The organism is Solimonas terrae (assembly GCF_011067135.1).
In the GTDB taxonomy this organism is placed as follows: domain Bacteria; phylum Pseudomonadota; class Gammaproteobacteria; order Nevskiales; family Nevskiaceae; genus Solimonas; species Solimonas terrae.
On the sequence record NZ_JAAMOW010000008.1, the window covers coordinates 284,452 to 305,656 of the forward strand.

Here is a 21,205-nt window from a genome sequence, read left to right on the forward strand (position 1 = left end):
GCATGTACGCGCTGGCCCGCTCGCTGCTGTTCCGGTTCGACGCCGAACGCGCGCATGAACTGACGCTGGAAACCTTTCGTTGCGTGCCGAAGCTGGCAACGCTGCCGTTCGCCGGACCGGGGGTCGATGATCCGGTCGAACTGCTCGGTCTGCGCTTTGCCAATCGCGTCGGCCTGGCCGCCGGGCTCGACAAGAACGGTGAATGCCTGGAAGCCTGGTCGCGACTCGGCTTCGGCTTCGTCGAAATCGGCACCGTCACGCCGCGCGCCCAGCCCGGCAATCCACGGCCGCGCATGTTCCGTCTGCCGGCACATGGCGCGATCATCAATCGCCTCGGCTTCAACAACAAGGGCGTCGACCATCTGCTGGCGCGTGTCGCCGAGAGCGACTATCGCGGCGTGCTGGGCATCAATATCGGCAAGAACTTCGACACGCCGATCGAACGCGCGGCCGACGACTATCTGTTCTGCCTGCGCAAGGTCTACAGCGCAGCCGGTTACGTGACGATCAACATTTCGTCGCCGAACACGAAGAATCTGCGTGAGCTGCAGAGCGAGGCTCATCTGCGCGCCCTGTTGCAGCAACTGAAAGGCAAGGCCGATAGGCTCGCGCAGCAGCACGGCAAGCGCACGCCGATGCTGGTCAAGATCGCGCCCGATGTCGACGATGCGCAGCTCGATGCGATTGCCCGTGTCGCGCGCGAAACCGGTATCGACGGCTTGATCGCGACCAACACCACGGTCACGCGCCCCGGCCTCGACGGCGAACCGCTGGCCCTCGAAACCGGCGGGCTTTCGGGTACGCCGCTGGCGCCGCAGGCCAGCCGGACACTGGCAGCATTGCGGCGACGGCTCGGCGACGATTTCGTGCTGATCGGCGTCGGTGGCATCGGTGATGCCGGCAGCGCGCTGGCCCGCCGCGCGGCGGGCGCCGATCTGCTGCAGATCTACACCGGTTTCATCTATCGCGGACCCGCGCTGGTCCGCGAATGCGCGAGTGCTTTGCGAGCGGGCGGCCGCCCGGCCTGACCGCAGCTTGCGCGCCGTGCTCGGATCGGCGCTGCGGTTGCCGCTGTCACATCGACGCTATAGAGTCGGCCCACGCAACGAAGCGCGGCCATGGCGAGTTCACGGGGACGGGACGCTCGCGGCATCCGGCCATCAAAATCATAGTCAACAAGGGAGTTGTGATCATGCACTTGAAACAGAGCTTGGCGGGCGGCGTGGCCGGCGTTCTGGCGGCAGCGACGATGCTCTGGGCGGGGTCGGCTGCGGCCGTCACGACCGATGGCAACGAAATCCCTTATCTCGGTGCTGGCTACAACTTCGAAATTCCGGACTCGGCGCGTCATTCCGATGATGGTCAGGGTGCGCAATTCACGTTCGGTGTGCCGCTGGCGACCTACGGCTACGAGCGCTGGGCAGCCGAAACGACGCTGCACATGCTGTCGCGTGATCGCCATATCGACGGCAAGAGCGACTACCAGACCGGCCTGCTGTTCGATCTCGTCTACGATTTCGACAACCAGAGCATCGGCAACTTCGGCGGCGGCTATCAGTTCAAGCCGTTCGCGCTCGGCGGTGTCGGCATCGTGCAGAACGATGTGCGCGGTGACCGTCATGAACATTTCGGCGTCGATCTCGGCGGCGGGGTGCTGCTGCCGCTCGGCCGCTTCGGGTGGAAAGGCCTTGCCGCGCGCGTCGAGGCCCGCGCCCTCGGTCAGGTCGACAGCCAGAGCACCAGCCACAACTTCCTGATCGACTATCGCATCACGGCCGGTCTGCAACTGCCGCTGTTCTTTCTGTTCAACAACAGCGGTCCGGCCGTGGCGCCGGCGCAGGAGTGCGAACTGGCGGTTGTCGATCCGGTGACCGGCCGCAGCGACTGCGGTGTCGATTCGGATCGCGATGGCGTGACCGATGCCAAGGATCTGTGTCCGGGCACGCCGACCGGCACCGGCGTCGACGCCAGCGGCTGTCCGATGAGCAGCACGCCGCATCCGGGTGATGACGATGCCGACGGCGTGCCGAACGAGATCGATCGTTGCCCGGGTACGCGCAGCGGCCTGCAGGTCGATGCCAGCGGCTGCATGGTCTCGCAGTCGCTGCAGTTGCCGGGCGTGCAGTTCGACAACAACACTGCGGTGCTGACCGATGACGCGCGCAAGGTGCTCAAGGATGTCGCCAGCACACTCAAGAATCAGCCGAATGTCGCCGTGCAGATCGGCGGCAACACCGACAACGTCGGCAACAAGGCCTACAACCTGATGCTCTCGCAGCAGCGTGCCGAGTCGGTCCGCCAGTATCTGGTCGCGCATGGCGTCGACGCCGCGCGTCTGGTGGCGACCGGTTTCGGCGACTTCCATCCGGTGGCGTCGAACAGCACGGAAGAGGGTCGCGCAAAGAATCGTCGTGTCGACTTCAAACTGATCGTCGAATAAGGGCGGCCTTGAACGCGGCGCGGCCATCGCGGGATGGTCGCGCCTTTTTTGTGTCGATGCCGGTGGTTTTCGCTCTCATGCCGCCGGTGCTAGCTTGTGATCCTCATGTCGAATCCTGAGTCCCTGATTGCCGATCGCGACGTGCCGTCGCCGTGCACTGGCGTCTGTCGCCTCGGCGAACGCGGTCACTGCCTGGGCTGTGGCCGCGTGCTCGACGAGATTGCCGCCTGGGGCAGGGCGCCGGATCGTGAACGCCTCGACATCCGCGCGCGGGCGGCGGCGCGCCTGCAGCAATTCCCGGACGACAAGGAAGCCGCATGAGCGAACGCCCGACGCAGGACGACTTCGGTTACTTCCACGAGCTGGCGACGCGCTGGTCGGATTGCGACATGCTCGGCCACATCAACAACGCGCGTTATTTCACGTTCGATGAATCGGCGCGGCTCGACTACTTCGATGCGCTGATTCGCGGCGACGAAGGTTTCTGGAAGCGCAGCGGGTTCATCCTCGCGCGAATCGAGTGCGATTTCATTTCGCAGGTCCATCATCCGGCGCAGCTGAAATTCGGCTTCCGGGTCCGTCGCATCGGCCGCAGCAGCATGAACACCGAAGGCGGCATGTTCGTCGATGGCCGGCTGGCAGCGGTCACACGCGGCGTGCTGGTGTGGTTCGACTACGAGCGCAATTGTTCGGCGCCGGTGCCGGACGCGGCGCGCCGTTTCATACGTGCGCGTGAAAAGGTGGCACCCGAAGAAAGCTGAGCGGACTTCAGAGCCCGAGGATCGCCAGCTCGCGCGCCGGCGGCGATTCGTCCCACAACTGATCGAAGCGACGGCGCAGGCGGCGCGCGTCGAGCGGTGCGTGCGCCGACCACTGAGCGTCGAGATCGTCGTGCCGGCCCTTGTAGAGCAGGGCCTGTTCATCGGCCACCGAGAATTCCTCGGTCAGGCCACGATGTTCTTCGTTCAGCTCGCGAATCGCGATCCGGCTCGGCAGGCGACGCGCGAGTTCGACGAGGCGATGGCCGTGTTGCGCGGCAAGCGCCGGCCGGTTCACGAGGATGCGCAGTTCCGAGCGCTGCGAGCGCAGCGCGAACGTTTGCAGCTGTTCGACGAGATCGGGATCGCTCCAGATGCGCCGGTCCAGTTCCTGACTCAGCACGCGCAGCTGCAGCTGCGCGTGACCGACGAGTTCGACGGCGGCGTCGCGCCAGGCCTGGCGACCACTGATGATCGTCACTGCGCCCGAGGCGTGCTCGCCCGTCGTGTCCGGCATCTGCTCGCTCATGGCGCGCAGCCTAAACCCGCGGTGCGAGTCGCCGCCACTGCCGCTGCGTGCTCAGACCGCCTTGGCCTGTTGCAGCGCGTTGCCGGTGTAGCTGCCGGGCGTCATCTGCAGCAGACGCTGCTTCTCGGCTTCCGGCAACTCCAGGCCGGACACGAAATCGCGAATGGCGTCGCGGCCGACCTTCTGGCCGCGCGTCAGACGCTTGAGCTGCTCGTACGGTTCCGGCAGCCCGTAGCGGCGCATCACGGTCTGGATCGCCTCGCCGAGCACTTCCCAGTTGTGGTCGAGATCCTGGCCCATCTTCCAGGCATCGGCTTCGAGCTTGCCGATGCCCTTGAGTGCCGACTGGTAGGCGATAACCGCGTGGGCAACACCGACGCCGAGATTGCGCAGCACCGTCGAATCGGTGAGATCGCGCTGCCAGCGCGAGATCGGCAGCTTCTCGGCCAGGTGCTGGAGGATCGCGTTGGCGATGCCGAGATTGCCTTCGGCATTTTCGAAGTCGATCGGGTTGACCTTGTGCGGCATGGTCGAACTGCCGACTTCGCCGGCCACCGTGCGCTGCTTGAAATAGCCGACCGAAATGTAGCTCCAGATGTCACGGCAGAAATCGATCAGGATCGTGTTGAAGCGCGACAGGACATGAAAGTATTCGGCGATGTAGTCGTGCGGCTCGATCTGCGTGGTCGCCGGGCTCTGTTCGATGCCGAGCGCGCCGATGAAAGCTTCCGCCACCGACGGCCAGTCGACATCGGGATAGGCCGCGTAGTGCGCATTCCAGTTGCCGACTGCGCCGTTCATCTTGCCGAGTAGTGCCACCGCTGCGAACTGCTCGCGCTGGCGGCGCAGGCGCTGCGCGAACACCGCCATTTCCTTGCCGAGCGTGGTCGGCGAGGCGGGCTGGCCGTGCGTGCGCGACAGCATCGGCTGTTCGGCGTAACTGTGCGCCAGACTGGCGATCGCCTGGATGATGCGGTCGAGCGTCGGCAGCAACACCTTGTCGCGCGCGTCCCTGAGCATCAGCGCATGCGAGAGATTGTTGACGTCCTCGGATGTGCACGCGAAGTGGATGAATTCCTTGATGCCCGACAGCTCCGGATGCGAGCTGATCTTTTCCTTGAGGTAGTACTCGACGGCCTTGACGTCGTGGTTGGTCGTGTCCTCGATCGCCTTGACGCGTTGTGCCTCGTCGAGCGTGAAGCTGCTGGCGACCTTTTCGAGTCTTTCCCGCGCCGACGGCGACAGCGCCGGAACTTCCGGAATCTCGCCGTTCGCTGCCAGGGTTTCGAGCCAGCGGATCTCGGCGAGCACGCGATAGCGCATCAGGCCGTACTCGCTGAAGATTTCGCGCAGCTTGACGGTCTTCTCGGCGTAGCGGCCGTCGATCGGCGAGATGGCGGACAGGGACGTAAGGTTCATTGGATGATCGGCTCGGAAGGCGGAAACGAGGCCCGGCGGTCGGCGCGCAGACAGCATCGCCGGTGTAGGCTGGGCGCGCATTTTATCCGAGGCGGCCGCTTCGCGACGCCGTCGCCAGACAGGAGCAGCGCAGCATGGCAAAACCGGCCTTCCGTCTCGAACACGACAGCCTGGGCGAACTGAAGGTCCCGGCCAATGCCTTGTGGGGCGCGCAGACCCAGCGCGCTGTCGACAATTTCCCGATCTCGGGCCTGAAGATGCCGCGTGCGTTCATTCGCGCGCTGGGCCTGATCAAGGCGACCGCGGCCCAGGTCAACCGCGAACTCGGCCTGCTTGACGCCGGCCGCGCCGAGGCGATCGCCGTCTGTGCGCTGCAGGTGGCCGAAGGTCAGCACGATGCGCAGTTTCCGATCGACGTGTTCCAGACCGGCTCCGGCACCTCGACCAACATGAACGCGAACGAGGTGATTGCACATCTGGCGAGCCGTCGCCTGAGAAAGACCGTGCACCCCAACGATCACGTCAACTACGGGCAAAGCTCGAACGACGTGATTCCGACCGCAATCCATGTCGCCGCTGCCCTGCTGGTGCATGCCGAGCTCAAGCCGGCGCTGAAATTCCTCGCGACGACGATCGACCGGCGCGCACGTCAACTGAAAGGCGTGACCAAGACCGGCCGCACGCATCTGATGGATGCCATGCCGCTGCGTTTCGATCAGGAGCTGTCCGGCTGGGCGACACAGATCCGGCATGGTCTCGAACGGCTGGACGCCGTGCAGCCGCGTTTGCTGCAGCTCGCGCTCGGCGGCACCGCGGTCGGCACCGGCATCAATGCCGATCCGCGTTTCGGCAGGCGGTTTGCGCGCGCGCTGGCGGCGCGCAGCGGCCTGCGCTTCGTGCCGGCGGCGAACTACTTCGAGGCGCTGTCCGCGCAGGACACCGCGGTCGAACTGTCCGGGCAGCTGAAGGCGATTGCCGTATCGTTGATGAAGATTGCCAACGATCTGCGCTGGATGAACTCCGGTCCGCTGGCCGGCCTCGGCGAGATCGAGTTGCCGAGTCTGCAGCCGGGCTCGTCGATCATGCCGGGCAAGGTCAATCCGGTGATCCCCGAGGCGACCGCGCAGGTCGCTGCGCAGGTGATCGGCAACGACGCGACGATCACCGTCGCCGCGCAGGCCGGCAATTTCCAGCTCAACGTGATGCTGCCGGTGATCGCGCTGAACCTGCTGCAGAGCATCACGCTCGAAGCCAATGTCTCGCGCCTGCTCGCCGAGCGCGCGATCGCCGGCTTCCGCGTCCGCCGCGAGCACATACGCGAGACCCTGGACCGCAATCCGATCCTGATCACCGCGCTCAATGCACGGATCGGCTACGACCGCGGCGCGGCCATCGCCAAGCAGGCCTACCGGCAGGGGCGGCCGGTGATCGATGTCGCCGCGGAAATCACCGGACTGCCGCGCGCCGAACTGGCAGAGCTGCTCGATCCGGCGCGGCTGACGCGCGGCGGCGTCGGCAGTTGATGCCGTCGGTCGGCGGCCGGACGCGCTTCATCGGCGCCGCGCGCCGCGTGCCGAATCTGCGTCTAGTCTGGGCACGAGCCCTGCAGGAAGCACGCCCATGTTCGGAATCACGCGCAAGACCGATGTCAAAGCCCTGGCGATGGAACGCGCGAACGCGCCGTATCTGCAGGTCTACGCATCCGACTTCCATATCCGCGATCCCGAACTGGAACAGGGCCTGGCGACGCTGATGCCGAACGGGCGTCAGCTCCGACTCAGCGACGCTGCCGAACTGGGTCCGCAGATGAAAGTCGCGGATGTCGATTTCGTGCTCAGTCTGCTGATTGCGCCAAGTCTGCTCGACGGTCTTTCCGACGCGGTGCTCGCGGCGCGTGCCGCCGGGCGGCCGACGACGCTGATCGTCGCGGTCACTCCGGGACAGCTGACCGCGCTCGGCCAATGGCTGAACAAGCGCGGCAACGAGAACAAACTGGCCGGCATGCGCCTGCTGCTGGCGCCGAACGCCGAAAGCGTGCTGCGCCAGCTGCCACAGCGGCTGACGCCGGTGGTCGAGGAAAATCTGATCCGCATGCCGATCTCGACCGAAGTCGAGAATTCGCCGATGCGCAATTTCTACGTGTTCAGTCCGGAACTGCAGGCGCTGGTCGCACGCATTCGCGCGTATGCCACCAACGGCATCAATCGCACCTATCTGCTTGGCGGGCCTGGCAGCGGCAAGACTTCGCTGTCGTACTACTACTACCTGACGCGCAACCGCGGCCGTTTCGTCTCGGTGAACCTCGCCGCCGAAAACACCGGCGACAAGGCGGCCGTCAAATCGTTGCTGTGCGGTCATGTCTCGGGAGCGTTTCCCGGTGCCGGCAGCCGCACCGGCGCATTCACCCACGCACGCGACGGTGTCTGCTTCATCGATGAAAGCCACGGCATCACCGGTCCGGTGATGGAAGTGCTGATGGAAGCCTTCGACAACGGTCAGTATCTGCCGTTCGGTGCGTCGGCCAAGCAGTCGCTGGAATGTGCGATCGTGTTCGCGACCAACCGCAGCTGGGAGACCCTGCAGAATTCGGTCAACATCGACGAGTTCACGCGCATCGGCGCGGCGACCTTGTCGGTGCCGGAACTGCACAAGCGGGAAGAGGACATGATCGCCGTGGTCGCCACCACGCTGGCCAGGATGGCGGAGCGCTGCACGACCTGGGCGCAACCCAAGGGCGTCAGCGAAGACGCCTGGTCGCGCATCCGCAACTGCCGCTGGCACGGCAACATCCGTGCGCTGGTGCGCGTGCTGGAGTCGGCTTTCGTCGACTACGGCGTGCGCGGCGGCGACACCCTGCTGCAGCTCGACGAGATCGACGCCGGCATCAAGCTCTGGGAGCCGGCGAACCACCACAGTCACCAGATCTACGCGGTCGCGTAGAACGGACTTCGGGGCGGGAAGGGGCGCCGCCGGCCACTGGCCGGCGGCTTTTTTGTGTGCGCGCTGTCAGCGCGCGGGCGGCGGTATCGCGGCGGCGACGTCGCGATCGGTCAAGGTACCGAGGAACGCGACCAGATCGTCGATGTCGGCGTCGCTCAGCGCGGCGCGCGGCCGGGCCGAGGGACTGAAAGGGGCGTCGACATGGTCGACATTGCCGCGCAGTTCCTGCGGCAGATCGTCATAGCGCTGCACGACGCCGTCGCGCTGCGGGTACCAGCGCGCCGGATCGCTGTCGCGTGTCGCGTAGAACCCCACGGCGTCCCGCAGCTTGTCGAAACGGGCGTTGTGGAAGAACGCGCGGCGCGTGGCCACATTGCGCAGGCTTGGCGTCTTGAACATGCCGCAGTAGCGGCGCGCGCGCTGGTCGCTGCGCAGCGGTCCGCACAGGCCGAGATCGTGGAACGCCGGATCGGCATTGGCGGCGATGGCCGGATTGCGCGGTACGCCGAGCACCTGGAAGCTGAAATCGGTGAACAGCGGATGCGCGCCGTTCGCACCGCGCGTCGCCGTGTGGCAGGCGGCGCAGTTGCCCTTGTCGGGCGCGACGAACAGCGCCAGGCCGCGCTGTTCCTGTTCGCTCAACGCAAGCTTGCCGTCGAGGAAATCGTCGTAGCGGCTACTGTACGGGGCAAACTCCGGATTCTCGATTTCGTAGCGCTCGAGTGCCAGGCCGACGGTCGCCAGTGCCCGTTCCGGCGTTGCCAGCGCGTCGGCGCCGAACACCTGCCGCAGTTCGTCGATGTAGGGCACGCGCGCGAGCCGGGCCGCGAACGCCGTGGCATCGGCATTGCCCATTTCGTTGAGCGCAAGCAGCGGAAACGCGGCCTGCGTGCGCAGGGTATCGAAGCGGCCGTCCCAGCCGAGACCGCCGACCGGCACGCTGTCCAGTTCGAGCAGACGCTCGGTTTCGTCGCGCTGGTATTCCTTCGACCAGACCGGGACGCGGCGCAGCGTGTAGCGCAGCGACGGCACGGCGCGCAATCCGGGCTGGTCGAGATTCGCGCCGCCGCGCTGGATCCGGCCGCCGTCCGGCGTCGTGTAGGCATGCGCAGGATCGTGGCAGCTCGCGCAGGACTGTCGCCCGGACGCGGACAGCGACGAGTCGAAATAGAGCTTCGCCCCCAGCGCCGCAGCGCCGGGGTAGGAGGCTTGCAGCAGGGTCGGCCGCTGTGGCGCGGAAGCGGCTTCCGGCGCTGGCGCCTCATGGCAGCCGGCCGCGAACAGGACCGCGCCGCACAGCGCCGCCCACGCGCTGACGCGACGCGTCAACGGCGGTGACGGCATTGCCGACGGCTGCTGCTCTCGTCCACTCAGAACTGAGTGAAGATGTCGCTGCCGAACGGCATCAGCCCGTCCTGGCCGGCGTAGCCGAGATAGGGGCTCAGCGAGAAGATGTCCTGCAGCGACTTCAGCATCGAGTAGTGGTTGTACGGCACGTCGCTGACCGTTCCGCCCTTGATGAATGGCGACAGCAGCACGGCGCCGGTGCGGTCGCCGCCGTAGCCGTCGATCCTGATGACGTACTGCATGGTCGGCGATACCGGCAGCGTTTCGGCCGACGGGCGCGTGATGTTCGGGCCGATCTGTTGTTCGCAGCAGTGCTCGCCGGGGAAGGTGATCGTGTAGGTCGTGACGCCGTCCGTGGTCGTCGGTGCGACCGAGGCGTAATTGCCTTCGTCGAAGTTGATGATCAGCAGGCCATCCTTCTTGAACGCCGGCGACGACATGATCTTCGGCACCCAGATCTTGAGGAAGCCGTCGGCAGAGGTCAGGCCGCCGGGCGCGCCGCCGACGCAACCCTTGTTGGCGGCACCGGTGCCGTCGCCGTCATGACCGTCGTTGCAGACATTGGGCGTGATGAACGCGAAGTTCGGCGTGCTGGAGGCAGAGGCGAGATCGGTGTCGAGCTGCCTGAGGTTGACGACCCTGGCTTCGCAGTCCGGCGTGTCGAGGATCGAGTGGAAGTAGACGAACGGGTTGTGACGGGTCGCGTACTGGTCGCCGTCCGGAACGCTCGCGCTTGCGGCTTCCGGCGCATTGGTGAGGTCGGCGGCGCCGATGGCCGGGTGTCCGCAGCTCGCCGATTCGCGCGCCGGATCGTTGCCCATGTCTTCCATGTAACCCTTCCAGCTCAGTCCGGCAGCCTTGAGCTGATCGGGCAGGGTCTTGATGCTGGCCGGATAGACGCAACCGTCGCCGATCGCCTGACCGTCGGGCGTCGTGCCGCTCATGACGAAGTCGACATAGTTCGTGCAGTCGCCCGAAGTCGCATTGGCGGTCGCCTGGCCGCTGATCATCGAAATGTAGTTGTCGAGGCTGGCGTGGCCGGTGCCGTAGTACTGCGTCAGCAGCGCGCCCTTGGCAGGCAGCGACTGCAGATACGGGTCCTGCGTGCTGCTGCCGAAGGTGTCGTCGAAATTCTTGTTCTCGAGCACGATCACGAAGACATGCTTGATGTCCTGCAAGGTCCTGGGCTTGTTGTTGTCGCAGGCACTGAGCAGCGTGCCGAGGCCGAGGCAAGCGAGCAGTGCGGCGCCGGTGAACCGGCGCATACCGATGATTCGAGACATGGACTTTCCCTGATCCGGAGCGTGGAGAAGAAACCGAAACGCGCCGCAAGGAATACCTCGCCAAGGTTTCAGAACAATGAAACCTTGACGTTCCATTGGCCGGTGATCGAGCTGGCCGATCGAATTCCGGCGGCGATTGGGGGTTTTCCGTTACGATTCGCGCCGAAATTCGTTCCGCTGCCGATTCCGAGCCCGTACATGACCACGATCCGCCAGGAAGACTTCATCCAGTCCATTGCCGACGCTTTCCAGTACATCAGCTATTACCATCCGCTCGATTACGTGACCGCGCTCGGCGAAGCCTACGAACGCGAGGAGAATCCGGCGGCGAAGGATGCGATCGCGCAGATCCTGACCAATTCGCGGATGAGCGCCGAAGGCCATCGCCCGATCTGCCAGGACACCGGCATCGCCACCGTGTTTCTGAAGGTCGGCATGAACCTGCGCTGGGACGCGCAGCTGTCGGTCACCGACATGGTCAACGAGGGCGTCAAGCGCGCCTACAACCACCCGGACAACAAGCTGCGCGCGTCGGTGCTCGCCGATCCGGCCGGCAAGCGCACGAACACCAGGGACAATACGCCGGCGGTGATTCATTACGAGATCGTGCCCGGCGATCACCTCGAAGTGATCTGCGCGGCCAAGGGCGGCGGTTCGGAAGCCAAGTCGAAGATGGCGATGCTCAATCCGTCGGACTCGATCGTCGACTGGATTCTCAAGACCATTCCGACCATGGGCGCCGGCTGGTGCCCGCCCGGGATTCTCGGCGTCGGCATCGGCGGTACGCCGGAGAAGGCGATGCTGCTCGCCAAGGAATCGCTGATGGCGCCGGTGGACATCCACGAACTGAAGGCGCGCGGCGCCGCCAATCGTGCCGAGGAACTGCGCCTCGAACTGTACGAGAAGGTCAACAATCTCGGCATCGGCGCGCAGGGGCTTGGCGGCCTGACGACGGTGGTCGACGTCAAGGTGCTCGATTACCCGACGCACGCCGCCAACCTGCCGGTGGCGATGATCCCGAACTGCGCGGCCACGCGGCACGTGCATTTTCATCTCGACGGCTCCGGGCCGGCCGTGCTGCCGACGCCGAAGCTCGAAGACTGGCCGAAAGTCACCTGGCAGGCGGACACCAAGACCGCGACGCGCGTCAATCTCGACACGCTGACGAAGGAAGAAGTTGCCAGCTGGAAGCCCGGCCAGACGCTGCTGCTGAACGGCAAGATGCTGACCGGCCGCGACGCCGCGCACAAACGCATCGCCGACATGCTCGCCAGGGGCGAGAAGCTGCCGGTCGACTTCACCAACCGCGCGATCTACTACGTCGGTCCGGTCGATCCGGTGAAGGGCGAGGTGGTCGGCCCGGCCGGTCCGACGACGGCGACGCGCATGGACAAGTTCACGGAAACCATGCTCGCGCAAACCGGTCTGATCACGATGATCGGCAAGTCCGAGCGCGGCCCGGTGGCGATCGAATCGATCAGGAAGCACAAGAGCGCGTATCTGATGGCGGTCGGCGGCGCGGCCTACCTGGTCGCCAAGGCGATCCGGTCGGCGAAGGTGCTGGGTTTCGAGGACCTCGGCATGGAAGCGATCTACGAGTTCGAAGTGCAGGACATGCCGGTCACGGTGGCTGTCGACAGCAGCGGCGAGTCGGTACATGAAACCGGACCGAAACTCTGGCAGCAGAAGATAGCAGGCAGGATCGGCAATATTCCGGTGGCGATCGCCTGATCGGCCACCGACGCAAGGAGCGCGTGATGCGTGTGGGTTTCCGCTTGTTGAGTCTGCTCGGCTTTCTTGGCTGCGTGTTCGGCCTGGCCTTCGCAATCGTTTATCTGCAGCATCTGCGCGGCTACGAGCCGTGCCCGTTCTGCATCTTCCAGCGCATCGCGATGGCCGCAACCGGTCTGGTGTTCCTCGCCGCGGCGCTGCACGGTCCGCGGGCCGGCGGTCGCTGGTTTTATGCGGGGCTTGCGGCGCTCACCGGCGGCATCGGCATCGGTCTGGCGGCACGCCATGTCTGGTTGCAGCATCTGCCGGCCGATCAGGTCCCGGCCTGCGGCCCGACGCTCGATTACCTGCTCGACATGATGCCCGCCAGCGAGGCCGTGATGACGGTGCTGCGCGGTGACGCCAGCTGCGCCAAGATCACGGCACAATGGCTCGGTATCGCGCTGCCCGGCTGGACGCTGATCGCGTTCGTCGGGTTCGTGGTTTACGCCCTGGCGCTGCCGCTGGCAGCCAAAACCCTTGAACGGAGAAACGCATGAGCTTCGCGACCACCGATCTTTCCGACGCACATCCCGAAGCCCAGGTTGCCGATCCGATTTTCGGCGACTTCGGCGGCGTCGCATCGTTCTATGGCCCGGTCATCACGCTCAAGGTATTCGAGGACAACGGCATGGTTCGCGCGCTGCTCGAAGAGCGCGGCAACGGCCACGTGCTGGTGGTCGACGGCGGTGGGTCGGCGCGCTGTGCGCTGGTCGGCGGCAATCTCGGCCAGCTGGGTGTCGACAACGGCTGGGCCGGCATCGTCGTCAACGGCTTCATCCGCGATACCGACGAGCTGGCGGAGCAGGAGATCGGCATCAAGGCGCTGGGCGCGCATCCGCGCAAATCCGAGAAGGGCCTGCACAAGGGGCATCGCAACCGTCCGGTGAGCTTCGCCGGCGTCAATTTCAAGCTCGGCCAGTGGCTGTATGCCGACGCCGACGGCATCGTCGTCGCCGACGAACCGATTCACGAGGATCTCAAGAAATAGGGTCGTGCCGGGCAGTTCCGGCAGGGCAAGGCGCGGGTTTTGCTTCACAACTGGCGATCCCGGTTCGGGACAACAGAAGGCGAGTTCACGATGAAGTTCATTCGCAATGCGGCAATGCTGGTGATGTTGATGCTTGCCGCATGCGGCGGTGGTGGCCATGGTGACGGCAATGGCGGCGGCGACGGTGGGGGTGTCGGGCAGACCGATTGCCAGGCTGCGTTTTCTCCCGAGAAGCTTGCTGCGGGCGAGGATTGCACGCCGGTCGCCGGCAGTCTCTGTCCGGTTGCCGACAGCGAGAATCTGCTGCAGCCGCAACCGATTCCCTGCGACGGCGTCGATGTCCAGGAGTTCAGCGTCACCGCCAGCGGCCTGACCTCGAGCTACTACGCGCTGACCGGCGGCGAGCAGAACTACGACGCCGTCTATGTCGGCCTGCATTACCTGGGAATCGACAAGGGCGCCTTCGCCAATATCGTGCGCCTGCCGGAACTGGCCAAGGGTCGCAAGGTTCTGGTGATCGCACCGCAGGCCCCGACGGCGAACCGCTGGCCGACCGGCAACGCACTCGACAGCGCGCAGATCGCCTCGAACGTCGAATGGGTCAAGGCGGTGGTCGCCGATGCCCGGAGCCGCTATCACGTCCAGGATTCGGTGCCGCTGTATGTGGCCGGTCTGTCGGACGGCGCCGAGTTCAGTTACCTGTACGGCTGCAGCGATCCGAATGTCCGCGCGATTCTGGCGACCGCAAGCGCCGCCAATCCTTCTTCGTTCAGCGCCGCGTGCACGTCGGCGCACCAGGTTGGTACCGTCATGGTGCACGGCACCAGCGATATCACGACGCCGTACAACGGCCTGCCGCTCGGGCTGACGATGCCGATTCCGGAGATTCACCAGGCTTTCAAGACGATCGACGGCTGCTCGGCGGCCGACAGCACGATCCCGGTGCCGATGACCCTCGACTCGTTCCAGGTCACCATCGATTACACGGCCAAAGGCGGCTGCAGCTCCGGCGGACGCAACTTCCTCGTCGTCGTCGACGGGGGCGGTCACAACTGGCCAGGCAAGAGCCGCGGCCTGATCACCACCGAAGTGCTGTACGGCGGCCAGACCGAGAATTTCGACGCGACCCTGCAAGGCTATGACCTGTTGCGCCTGGCGGCCGGCGACTGAGTCGCGTCGCAGCCGCTGAAATCTCGACATGGCAGCACGTGACCTGACCAGCGGGTCGATCGGCGCGCACCTGTTGCGCATGGCGGCATTCATGCTGCTGACCATGTTCGTGCAGACGCTTTACAGCCTGATCGACATTTTCTGGGTCGGGCATCTCGGGCGCGACGCGGTTGCCGCCGTGGCGCTCGGCAGCAATCTGATGCTGGCGTTGATGGCGGTGTCGCAGTCGCTGGCAGTCGGCGCCGCGGCATTGATCTCGCAGGCCGCCGGCCGCAAGGATTTCGACGAGGCGCGACGCCTGTTCACCCAGTCGCAAAGCCTGGCGATCCTGCTGGCGCTGGTGTTCTTCGTGCTGATGTACGGGGTTCGTGGCCTCTACAGCGATGCATTGGCCGGCAACGCCGAGGTTGCACGCCTGACGCGCGACTTCCTGTTGCCGTTCATTCCGGCGATGGCGCTGCAGATTCCGCTGTTCGTGCTGTCCGCCGCACTGCGCGGAGTCGGCGATGTGCGCACCGCGTCGATTGCCCAGGTCGCTTCGGTGCTCGTCAACATCGTGCTCGCGCCGGTGCTGATCTTCGGCTGGGGCAGCGGTCATCCGCTCGGCGTTGTCGGCGCGTCGCTGGCCACGCTGATTTCGGTGCTCGCCGGCGTGTTCGGTCTGGCCATTCATGTGGTCCGCCGCACGCGTTTTCTGCTGGCCGGGCCCGGCGCCTGGAAACCACAGGTGAGGATCTGGTTGCGCATGGTCCGCATCGGCCTGCCGTCCGGCCTGGAGATGGGCCTGATGGCGTTCTACATGGGTTTCGTCATGGCGATGCTGCAGCGCTTCGGTTCGGCACCGCAGGCGGCGTTCGGTGTCGGCATGCGCGTCCTGCAGGTGGGCATGATGCCGGCGATGGCCGTGACGTTTTCGTCGGCCGCGATCGTCGGCCAGAATTACGGTGCGAGGCGGCCGGCGCGCGTCCGCGCCACGTTCGCTCACGCCGTGAAGCTGAATCTGACGGCAGCCGGTTTTTTCTGCCTCGCCTTCCACCTGGCGCCGACGATGCTGATCGGCCTGTTCTCGAACGACTCGCAGGTGCAGTACTACGGCGCGCAATTCCTGCGCTGGATCTCCTGGAACCTGATGGCGATGGTCGCGGTGATGGCTTGCGGCGGCGTGTTTTCCGGTCTTGGCAACACCCTGCCATCGCTGGCCGGTTCCGTCGTCCGGATCGGCTTCATCACGGTCTTCGCTCTGCTGCTGTCCACGCATCCGGGTTTTGCTCCGCACTGGATTTGGGCACTGTCGGTCGTCGCGTCGCTGTTGCAGCTGGCCATCAATCTGCCGCTGCTGAGGCGCGAAATGCGGCGCCGGCTGCGGCCGATGGAAACGGCTGCGGTCTGAAACGCGCCCGGGCGCCCGGTCGCTTCGGCTTGCGTCATGCCGCACAGTGGCCGGAGCGACAGCGACCACCTGATATTTCAGGTGCTGCAATGCAAAAAAGTCGCCGCTATAATCGCGGCCCCCAAAGGTCCGCTGCGCTTTCGACGCTGTGACTGAAACCTCCGTCGAGAGCCCGCTGCCGGGCTGGCGGACCCGTTTCCTTTCACCCGTGAGGATCGATTCACATGACGCGCGAAGAGCAGATCAAGGCCCTTGAGAAAGACTGGGCAACCAACCCCCGCTGGAAGAACGTCAAGCGCCCGTACAGCGCCGCCGACGTTGTCCGCCTGCGCGGCTCGCTGAACGTCGAGCACACGCTCGCCAAGCGCGGCGCCGAAAAGCTCTGGAAGCTCGTCAACGGCGAAGCCAAGAAGGGCTACGTCAATGCCTTCGGCGCGATCACCGCCGGTCAGGCCATGCAGCAGGCCAAGGCCGGCCTCGAAGCCGTCTATCTGTCGGGCTGGCAGGTCGCCGCCGACGGCAACACCTCGGAAACCATGTACCCGGACCAGTCGCTGTACGCGTACGACTCCGTGCCGACCATGGTTCGCCGGATCAACAACACCTTCAAGCGTGCCGACGAGATCCAGTGGTCGCGCGGCGTCGAGCCGGGCTCCAAGGAGTTCGTCGACTACTTCCTGCCGATCGTGGCCGACGCCGAAGCCGGCTTCGGCGGCGTGCTCAACGCCTTCGAGCTGATGAAGAACATGATCACCGCCGGCGCCGCCGGCGTGCACTTCGAAGACCAGCTCGCTGCAGTCAAGAAGTGCGGCCACATGGGCGGCAAGGTGCTGGTGCCGACGCAGGAAGCCTGCGAGAAGCTGGTCGCCGCGCGTTTTGCTTCCGACGTCATGGGCGTGCCGACCATCGTGCTCGCGCGTACCGACGCCGAAGCGGCCAACCTGATCACCTCCGATCATGACGCGAACGACAAGCCGTTCCTCACCGGCGAGCGCACGCAGGAAGGTTTCTACCGCGTCAAGAACGGTCTCGAACAGGCGATCTCGCGCGGCGTCGCCTATGCGCCGTACGCCGACCTCGTCTGGTGCGAAACCGGCGTGCCGGACATCGGCTTCGCGCGTGAATTCGCGCAGGCCGTGCTCGCCAAGAACCCGGGCAAACTGCTGAGCTACAACTGCTCGCCGTCGTTCAACTGGAAGAAGAACCTCAACGACGCGCAGATCGCCAAGTTCCAGGAAGATCTGTCGGCGCTGGGTTACAAGTACCAGTTCATCACGCTGGCCGGCATTCACATCAACTGGTACAACACCTTCCAGTTCGCCCATTCGTACGCTCGCGGCGAAGGCATGAAGCACTACACGGAAATGGTGCAGGAGCCGGAATTCGCGGCGCGCGAGAAGGGTTACACCTTCGTCTCGCACCAGCAGGAAGTCGGCGCCGGCTACTTCGACGATGTCACCACCGTGATCCAGGGCGGCTCGTCCAGCGTCAAGGCGCTGACCGGCTCGACCGAAGAAGAGCAGTTTCACTAACACTGCGAGCAGCGTGCGGGGCCCCGCGCTTTAGCGCGGGGTGCTAGCGTCGCGAGTCGGTGTGTTGAAACCAGAAAAGGGTCGCTATGTGCGGCGCTTTTTTGTTCCAGAAGTCAGCGTGGAGGGCCCCATGCGTAGCATGGGATCCTGGCGTCGTGAGTCTTCGGGATCGGGTGCCAGGGGCCGCTGATATCAGCGGCCCTTTTTCATTCGTGCTGAACAGCGTCGAGGGGCTCCACGAAGTAGGATCGTCGCGTTGTGGGTCCGTGTGCTGAAACTCGAAGAGGGCCGCCATGCGCGGCCCTTTCCGTTTCCGGGTTCCAGCGTGGAGCCCACGTTGTCGGGTGCGACGAGGAGCTGGCGCAGGCTTGCTTTGCCCCACACGCGAGCGCGCTGCAGCCAAAGCCGTCACCACTTTCCGTCGCTCCGGAAGAGCCGTTCAACCTGTTGCTTGTGCGTCAAAGCTGTCATGTCTTGTACGACAAGCACTATCATTGGCCATTCCCGGGAGTCGCAATGATCCGAATCATGCTGGTTGACGATCACCGTCTGGTCCGCGCCGGTCTGCGGCGCGTTCTCCAGGAAACGGCCGATATGGAAGTGATAGCCGAAGCCAGCAGTGGCGAGGAATCGCTGGAGCTGGTGCGCAATCAGGCGCCGGACGTCGTGTTGATGGACATCAACATGCCGGGCATCGGGGGTCTGGAGGCGACCCGGCGCATGATCCAGCGCAATGCCGCGATCAAGGTCATCGTCGTCTCCATGCATCTGGAAGAGCCGTATCCGAGCCGGATGCTGGCGGCCGGCGCCGCCGGCTACATCAGCAAGGATTCGGCGGCCGAGGAAGTCGTGGCGGCGATCCGCCGCGTGCACGGCGGCGGCCACTACGTGGCTGCCGATGTCGCCGGCAACCTCGCGGCCAGTCTGGTCAAGGGGCCGAGCGGCGCGTCGCCGTTCGATCAGCTCTCGCAGCGCGAGACGCAGGTCATGCTGATGGTCACGAAGGGGTATTCGACGCAGGAGATTTCCGACCGCCTGCATCTGTCGCCGAAGACCGTCAGCACGTATCGTTACCGCCTGTTCGAAAAACTCAATGTCTCGAACGATGTCGAACTGACCCGCATGGCGATGCGTTACGGCCTGCTGGAGGACAAGGTCGAGCCGTCGGCGCCCTAGTGCTGTGCGTGCAAATTCAGCTGTTCAAAACATGACGAGGTGGGGATGTTGTTCTGCAAGTCGGATGGAGCGCGTACGGCACTGGTCAGCTTGATGGTCGCGGGTCTGGCGGCATGCGCTGCGGGGCCGCAGACCGAACTGGATATGAGCGCGGCGAGCCGGATCCGGACCGTTGCCTTGCTGGACATTGCCGAACCGACGGTTGATCTCGCGCTCAATACCGGTCGCAGCAACGAGAGCCATTCCAGCAGCTACGCGCAGGCACTGACGGATCAGCAGATCGAGTTCTCTCCCTTGCTGAGTGAAGCGATCACGCGCCGACTCGAAGACAGTGATTACAAGGTGTCGACGCTGGCCGATCAGCGCCCGGTGCTCAAGGACGACGGCAGCGTCGATCTGTCGGCCGTTCGGACCGATGCGGATGCGATCCTCGTGGTGCGCTTCGTCAGGGCGGCCTACGTGTCGGCGTCATCCGACGGACTGCAGCCGCTGGCGCTCGTCGAGGTCCAGCTCTTCGACGCCCGCAGTCACCAGCGTCTTTATTCGAAGACCTTCGACGGTGGCTATGACGCCGGAGCGAAAGCTGCCGTTCGGCTGCCGACCGATCCTCGCTTCCGTTTCGCCTCCGTCGATCAGTTGATGCAGAAGCTCGACGACTCCGCCAGCGGCATCAAGGATGCCGAACTGGCGATCGCCAGCGCCGTGGGCAGGGACTTTGCGGTCGGCAGCCGACCGGTCGCCGGCTACAGCGAGCCGGAGCCGGCACCGCCGCAAACCACCGCCGCCGAACGCGATCGCCTTGCGGCGGCGGCGCTGGCTGCACAGTGGGCGGCCAGAACGCCGGCGCCGGCCCCGGCCGATACCGACAGTGCAGCGTCGAGCGCGGCTGACACCACGGCGGCGGTCGAGGCCAAGCCCTCCGCGAATGAGGCCGGCGACGCTGAGACGTCGGATGCCGCGCCGCCAGCTTCGGCGGCAGAGGCGTCGCCCGTTGCGACGAGTGGCCCGGACCAGCCAACAGGCGCGCCACCTCCTGCCGAGCCGGCGCAGACCACAGCGGTACCGGAAGCCATCGAAGCGGCGGCGGAGCCGGCACCGCCGGTCGACGACACGATGCGCCAGGACAAATCGAACGCAGAGGCGACGGTTGCCGACAGCGCTGTGTCGGGCGCCACGGCTGCGGTGCCTGCCGTGCCTGCGCCAACTGCAGAACCGGACACCGGCACGAGGAGCGGGGAGAACACGCTTGCGCCGTCAGCGGTGAGCCCGGTGCCAGCTCCGTCCGAATCAGCGCCCGTGCTTGCAGTGGCGGCACCCGCATCCGCATCCGCACCGGTCGTCACGAGTGCGAGCGAGGCGGCGGTCGCTGCATCTTCCAGCGCCGATGTGGCGCAGCCGGCTGCCGCGCCCGCTGCTGCCGCGCCAAAGCCGGTCACACCGAAGCTGACGATCTCCGACTCCCTGCGTGGCGGGCCCTCGCTGGTTCTGCAGCAACGGACGGTGGTACGTGTTTCGCCGACGGCGCAGGCCGGCATTGTCGCCGTGCTGCCGGCCGGTGCCGGCGCCACTGCGGATGCGCGCGTCATCCGCAATGCCTCGGGCAGCTGGTGTTACATCAAATCCGGCACCATCAGCGGCTGGGTGCCGGCGGCGGCTGTCGGTCGCTGATTCGTCCCGGGGTGGGGACTCCGGGCTTTCCATTTCATTGATCGGGGGTATCGTGAAAACGATCTTTTCAGTGCTGTTGCCGTGCGTTTTGCTGTCCGCCTGCGCAACGGTCAACACGATGGCAGTCGACAAGAAGACACACGACGTGGATGTCAGCACGAAGTCGATTGTCTTGCTCAGCCTCGACGTTTCGCATCTCGACAGCACGTACTACGTGCCGCGTGCCAACGTGATCCGTCTGCAGACGCCGGGCGCCAAGGAAAAGGCTGACCGGCAGAACTTCAAGATCGACAGCGACGGCATGACATCGACCGCCACCGGCCACAATTCGTATCTGCTCAGGCTTTCCCTGAAGCCTGGACGCTACGAAGTGATGGATGTCTTCGGCGATACCGGGCGCTTTCCGTTTCACGGCTTTTTCAGCGTGCCCTTGCTCCTGGACATCGATGTGCCGGCGAAGTCAGTCATCTACATGGGCAGGATCGCGGCGGTTCTGCGGCCCCGGCAAGGCAACGAATTTCGCGCGGGTTCGGTGGTTCCGCTGCTGGATCAGGCGGTCACCGGCGTGTCGAACGGAACCTTCGATGTCGCAGTCAGCGATGCATCGCAGACGGACATTCCGATGATGCGCGCAATGTTCCCGTCGCTGAAAACGGCCGATATCCGCACGGTCATGCTCCCGGCATTCGACCGTGACAAGGTCCAGCAGTGGTGGGAAGGCGACAGCAAGAACACCGAAGCGGCACCGGTTGTCGCGGGAGGCACTGCGAGCGAGGCCACCGTTACGGCACC

At 65.3% G+C, this 21,205-nt stretch carries 19 protein-coding genes; 15 read left to right on the plus strand and 4 right to left on the minus strand.

Translation table 11 applies throughout. The features are described from left to right. The first annotated feature begins 2 nt into the window (after positions 1 to 2). The 4 genes from G7Y85_RS16305 to G7Y85_RS16320 all read left to right on the plus strand — a co-directional run bounded on the left by G7Y85_RS16305 (position 3) and on the right by G7Y85_RS16320 (position 3,201). Positions 3 to 1,028 (plus strand): quinone-dependent dihydroorotate dehydrogenase, encoded by a 1,026-nt coding sequence (locus tag G7Y85_RS16305; protein ID WP_166259792.1) that lies wholly within the window; start codon positions 3 to 5, stop codon positions 1,026 to 1,028. A gap of 164 nt (positions 1,029 to 1,192) precedes the next feature. Beyond that, on the plus strand, positions 1,193 to 2,440 hold the full coding sequence (locus G7Y85_RS16310) for an OmpA family protein (protein WP_166259605.1): 1,248 nt from the start codon (positions 1,193 to 1,195) through the stop codon (positions 2,438 to 2,440). Positions 2,441 to 2,545: 105 nt separating this feature from the next. Next, positions 2,546 to 2,761 (plus strand): DUF1289 domain-containing protein, encoded by a 216-nt coding sequence (locus G7Y85_RS16315; protein ID WP_166259608.1) that lies wholly within the window; start codon positions 2,546 to 2,548, stop codon positions 2,759 to 2,761. After that, positions 2,758 to 3,201: an acyl-CoA thioesterase gene (locus tag G7Y85_RS16320; protein ID WP_166259611.1), complete on the plus strand. Its 444-nt coding sequence runs from the start codon at positions 2,758 to 2,760 to the stop codon at positions 3,199 to 3,201. The genes G7Y85_RS16315 and G7Y85_RS16320 overlap by 4 nt, the downstream gene beginning before the upstream one ends. Positions 3,202 to 3,208: 7 nt before the next feature. Here the strand turns inward: G7Y85_RS16320 and G7Y85_RS16325 are convergent, their stop codons facing one another. Both G7Y85_RS16325 and purB read right to left on the minus strand, forming a co-directional pair. Further along, positions 3,209 to 3,727 (minus strand): DUF7931 domain-containing protein, encoded by a 519-nt coding sequence (locus G7Y85_RS16325; protein ID WP_166259614.1) that lies wholly within the window; start codon positions 3,725 to 3,727, stop codon positions 3,209 to 3,211. A 51-nt stretch (positions 3,728 to 3,778) separates the two neighbouring features. Further along, positions 3,779 to 5,146 carry an adenylosuccinate lyase gene (purB, locus tag G7Y85_RS16330; protein WP_166259617.1) on the minus strand — a complete coding sequence of 456 codons (1,368 nt, stop codon included), beginning with the start codon at positions 5,144 to 5,146 and terminating at the stop codon, positions 3,779 to 3,781. A gap of 134 nt (positions 5,147 to 5,280) precedes the next feature. Between purB and G7Y85_RS16335 the strand changes: the two genes are divergently transcribed. Continuing rightward, positions 5,281 to 6,669, plus strand: coding sequence for a class II fumarate hydratase (locus G7Y85_RS16335; protein ID WP_166259620.1), 1,389 nt, complete (start codon positions 5,281 to 5,283; stop codon positions 6,667 to 6,669). Positions 6,670 to 6,766: 97 nt separating this feature from the next. Then, on the plus strand, positions 6,767 to 8,086 hold the full coding sequence (locus G7Y85_RS16340; protein WP_166259623.1) for a sigma 54-interacting transcriptional regulator: 1,320 nt from the start codon (positions 6,767 to 6,769) through the stop codon (positions 8,084 to 8,086). Between the two features lie 66 nt (positions 8,087 to 8,152). Here the strand turns inward: G7Y85_RS16340 and G7Y85_RS16345 are convergent, their stop codons facing one another. Continuing rightward, entirely contained in the window at positions 8,153 to 9,430 is a 1,278-nt protein-coding gene (locus G7Y85_RS16345; RefSeq protein ID WP_166259626.1) for a cytochrome-c peroxidase, read from the minus strand. A gap of 26 nt (positions 9,431 to 9,456) precedes the next feature. Beyond that, a complete protein-coding gene (locus G7Y85_RS16350) occupies positions 9,457 to 10,716 on the minus strand; it encodes an alkaline phosphatase family protein (protein ID WP_166259629.1) in 1,260 nt (419 codons plus the stop codon). Positions 10,717 to 10,914: 198 nt separating this feature from the next. On the opposite strand from G7Y85_RS16350, the gene G7Y85_RS16355 reads away from it, so the two are divergent. The 9 genes from G7Y85_RS16355 to G7Y85_RS16395 all read left to right on the plus strand — a co-directional run. Next, positions 10,915 to 12,447, plus strand: a complete 1,533-nt coding sequence (locus G7Y85_RS16355) for a fumarate hydratase (protein ID WP_166259633.1) — start codon at positions 10,915 to 10,917, stop codon at positions 12,445 to 12,447. A 26-nt stretch (positions 12,448 to 12,473) separates the two neighbouring features. Further along, entirely contained in the window at positions 12,474 to 12,986 is a 513-nt protein-coding gene (locus tag G7Y85_RS16360; RefSeq protein ID WP_166259636.1) for a disulfide bond formation protein B, read from the plus strand. After that, positions 12,983 to 13,477, plus strand: a complete 495-nt coding sequence (rraA, locus tag G7Y85_RS16365; protein WP_166259639.1) for a ribonuclease E activity regulator RraA — start codon at positions 12,983 to 12,985, stop codon at positions 13,475 to 13,477. Before G7Y85_RS16360 ends, rraA begins: the two co-directional genes overlap by 4 nt. Positions 13,478 to 13,567: 90 nt before the next feature. Continuing rightward, positions 13,568 to 14,647, plus strand: a complete 1,080-nt coding sequence (locus G7Y85_RS16370; RefSeq protein ID WP_166259642.1) for a CE1 family esterase — start codon at positions 13,568 to 13,570, stop codon at positions 14,645 to 14,647. A 28-nt stretch (positions 14,648 to 14,675) separates the two neighbouring features. After that, the gene (locus tag G7Y85_RS16375) at positions 14,676 to 16,037 is read left to right on the plus strand and encodes an MATE family efflux transporter (RefSeq protein WP_166259645.1); all 1,362 of its coding nucleotides are present in this window, start codon (positions 14,676 to 14,678) and stop codon (positions 16,035 to 16,037) included. A gap of 224 nt (positions 16,038 to 16,261) precedes the next feature. Continuing rightward, positions 16,262 to 17,569 carry an isocitrate lyase gene (gene aceA / locus G7Y85_RS16380; protein ID WP_166259648.1) on the plus strand — a complete coding sequence of 436 codons (1,308 nt, stop codon included), beginning with the start codon at positions 16,262 to 16,264 and terminating at the stop codon, positions 17,567 to 17,569. A gap of 516 nt (positions 17,570 to 18,085) precedes the next feature. Continuing rightward, entirely contained in the window at positions 18,086 to 18,745 is a 660-nt protein-coding gene (gene uvrY / locus G7Y85_RS16385; RefSeq protein WP_166259651.1) for a UvrY/SirA/GacA family response regulator transcription factor, read from the plus strand. A 144-nt stretch (positions 18,746 to 18,889) separates the two neighbouring features. Then, a complete protein-coding gene (locus G7Y85_RS16390) occupies positions 18,890 to 20,413 on the plus strand; it encodes an SH3 domain-containing protein (protein WP_166259654.1) in 1,524 nt (507 codons plus the stop codon). Then, the coding region (locus G7Y85_RS16395) for a hypothetical protein (RefSeq protein WP_166259657.1) at positions 20,319 to 21,205 on the plus strand (887 nt) is incomplete at its 3' end. The genes G7Y85_RS16390 and G7Y85_RS16395, both read left to right, overlap by 95 nt.

Bases quoted from the DNA above. Each gene is read 5' to 3' on its own strand.
- G7Y85_RS16305 (WP_166259792.1), top strand. From the start codon at position 3: ATGTACGCGCTGGCCCGCTCGCTGCTGTTCCGGTTCGACGCCGAACGC.
- G7Y85_RS16310 (WP_166259605.1), top strand. From the start codon at position 1,193: ATGCACTTGAAACAGAGCTTGGCGGGCGGCGTGGCCGGCGTTCTGGCG.
- G7Y85_RS16315 (WP_166259608.1), top strand. From the start codon at position 2,546: ATGTCGAATCCTGAGTCCCTGATTGCCGATCGCGACGTGCCGTCGCCG.
- G7Y85_RS16320 (WP_166259611.1), top strand. From the start codon at position 2,758: ATGAGCGAACGCCCGACGCAGGACGACTTCGGTTACTTCCACGAGCTG.
- G7Y85_RS16325 (WP_166259614.1), bottom strand. From the start codon at position 3,727: ATGAGCGAGCAGATGCCGGACACGACGGGCGAGCACGCCTCGGGCGCA.
- purB (WP_166259617.1), bottom strand. From the start codon at position 5,146: ATGAACCTTACGTCCCTGTCCGCCATCTCGCCGATCGACGGCCGCTAC.
- G7Y85_RS16335 (WP_166259620.1), top strand. From the start codon at position 5,281: ATGGCAAAACCGGCCTTCCGTCTCGAACACGACAGCCTGGGCGAACTG.
- G7Y85_RS16340 (WP_166259623.1), top strand. From the start codon at position 6,767: ATGTTCGGAATCACGCGCAAGACCGATGTCAAAGCCCTGGCGATGGAA.
- G7Y85_RS16345 (WP_166259626.1), bottom strand. From the start codon at position 9,430: ATGCCGTCACCGCCGTTGACGCGTCGCGTCAGCGCGTGGGCGGCGCTG.
- G7Y85_RS16350 (WP_166259629.1), bottom strand. From the start codon at position 10,716: ATGTCTCGAATCATCGGTATGCGCCGGTTCACCGGCGCCGCACTGCTC.
- G7Y85_RS16355 (WP_166259633.1), top strand. From the start codon at position 10,915: ATGACCACGATCCGCCAGGAAGACTTCATCCAGTCCATTGCCGACGCT.
- G7Y85_RS16360 (WP_166259636.1), top strand. From the start codon at position 12,474: ATGCGTGTGGGTTTCCGCTTGTTGAGTCTGCTCGGCTTTCTTGGCTGC.
- rraA (WP_166259639.1), top strand. From the start codon at position 12,983: ATGAGCTTCGCGACCACCGATCTTTCCGACGCACATCCCGAAGCCCAG.
- G7Y85_RS16370 (WP_166259642.1), top strand. From the start codon at position 13,568: ATGAAGTTCATTCGCAATGCGGCAATGCTGGTGATGTTGATGCTTGCC.
- G7Y85_RS16375 (WP_166259645.1), top strand. From the start codon at position 14,676: ATGGCAGCACGTGACCTGACCAGCGGGTCGATCGGCGCGCACCTGTTG.
- aceA (WP_166259648.1), top strand. From the start codon at position 16,262: ATGACGCGCGAAGAGCAGATCAAGGCCCTTGAGAAAGACTGGGCAACC.
- uvrY (WP_166259651.1), top strand. From the start codon at position 18,086: ATGATCCGAATCATGCTGGTTGACGATCACCGTCTGGTCCGCGCCGGT.
- G7Y85_RS16390 (WP_166259654.1), top strand. From the start codon at position 18,890: ATGAGCGCGGCGAGCCGGATCCGGACCGTTGCCTTGCTGGACATTGCC.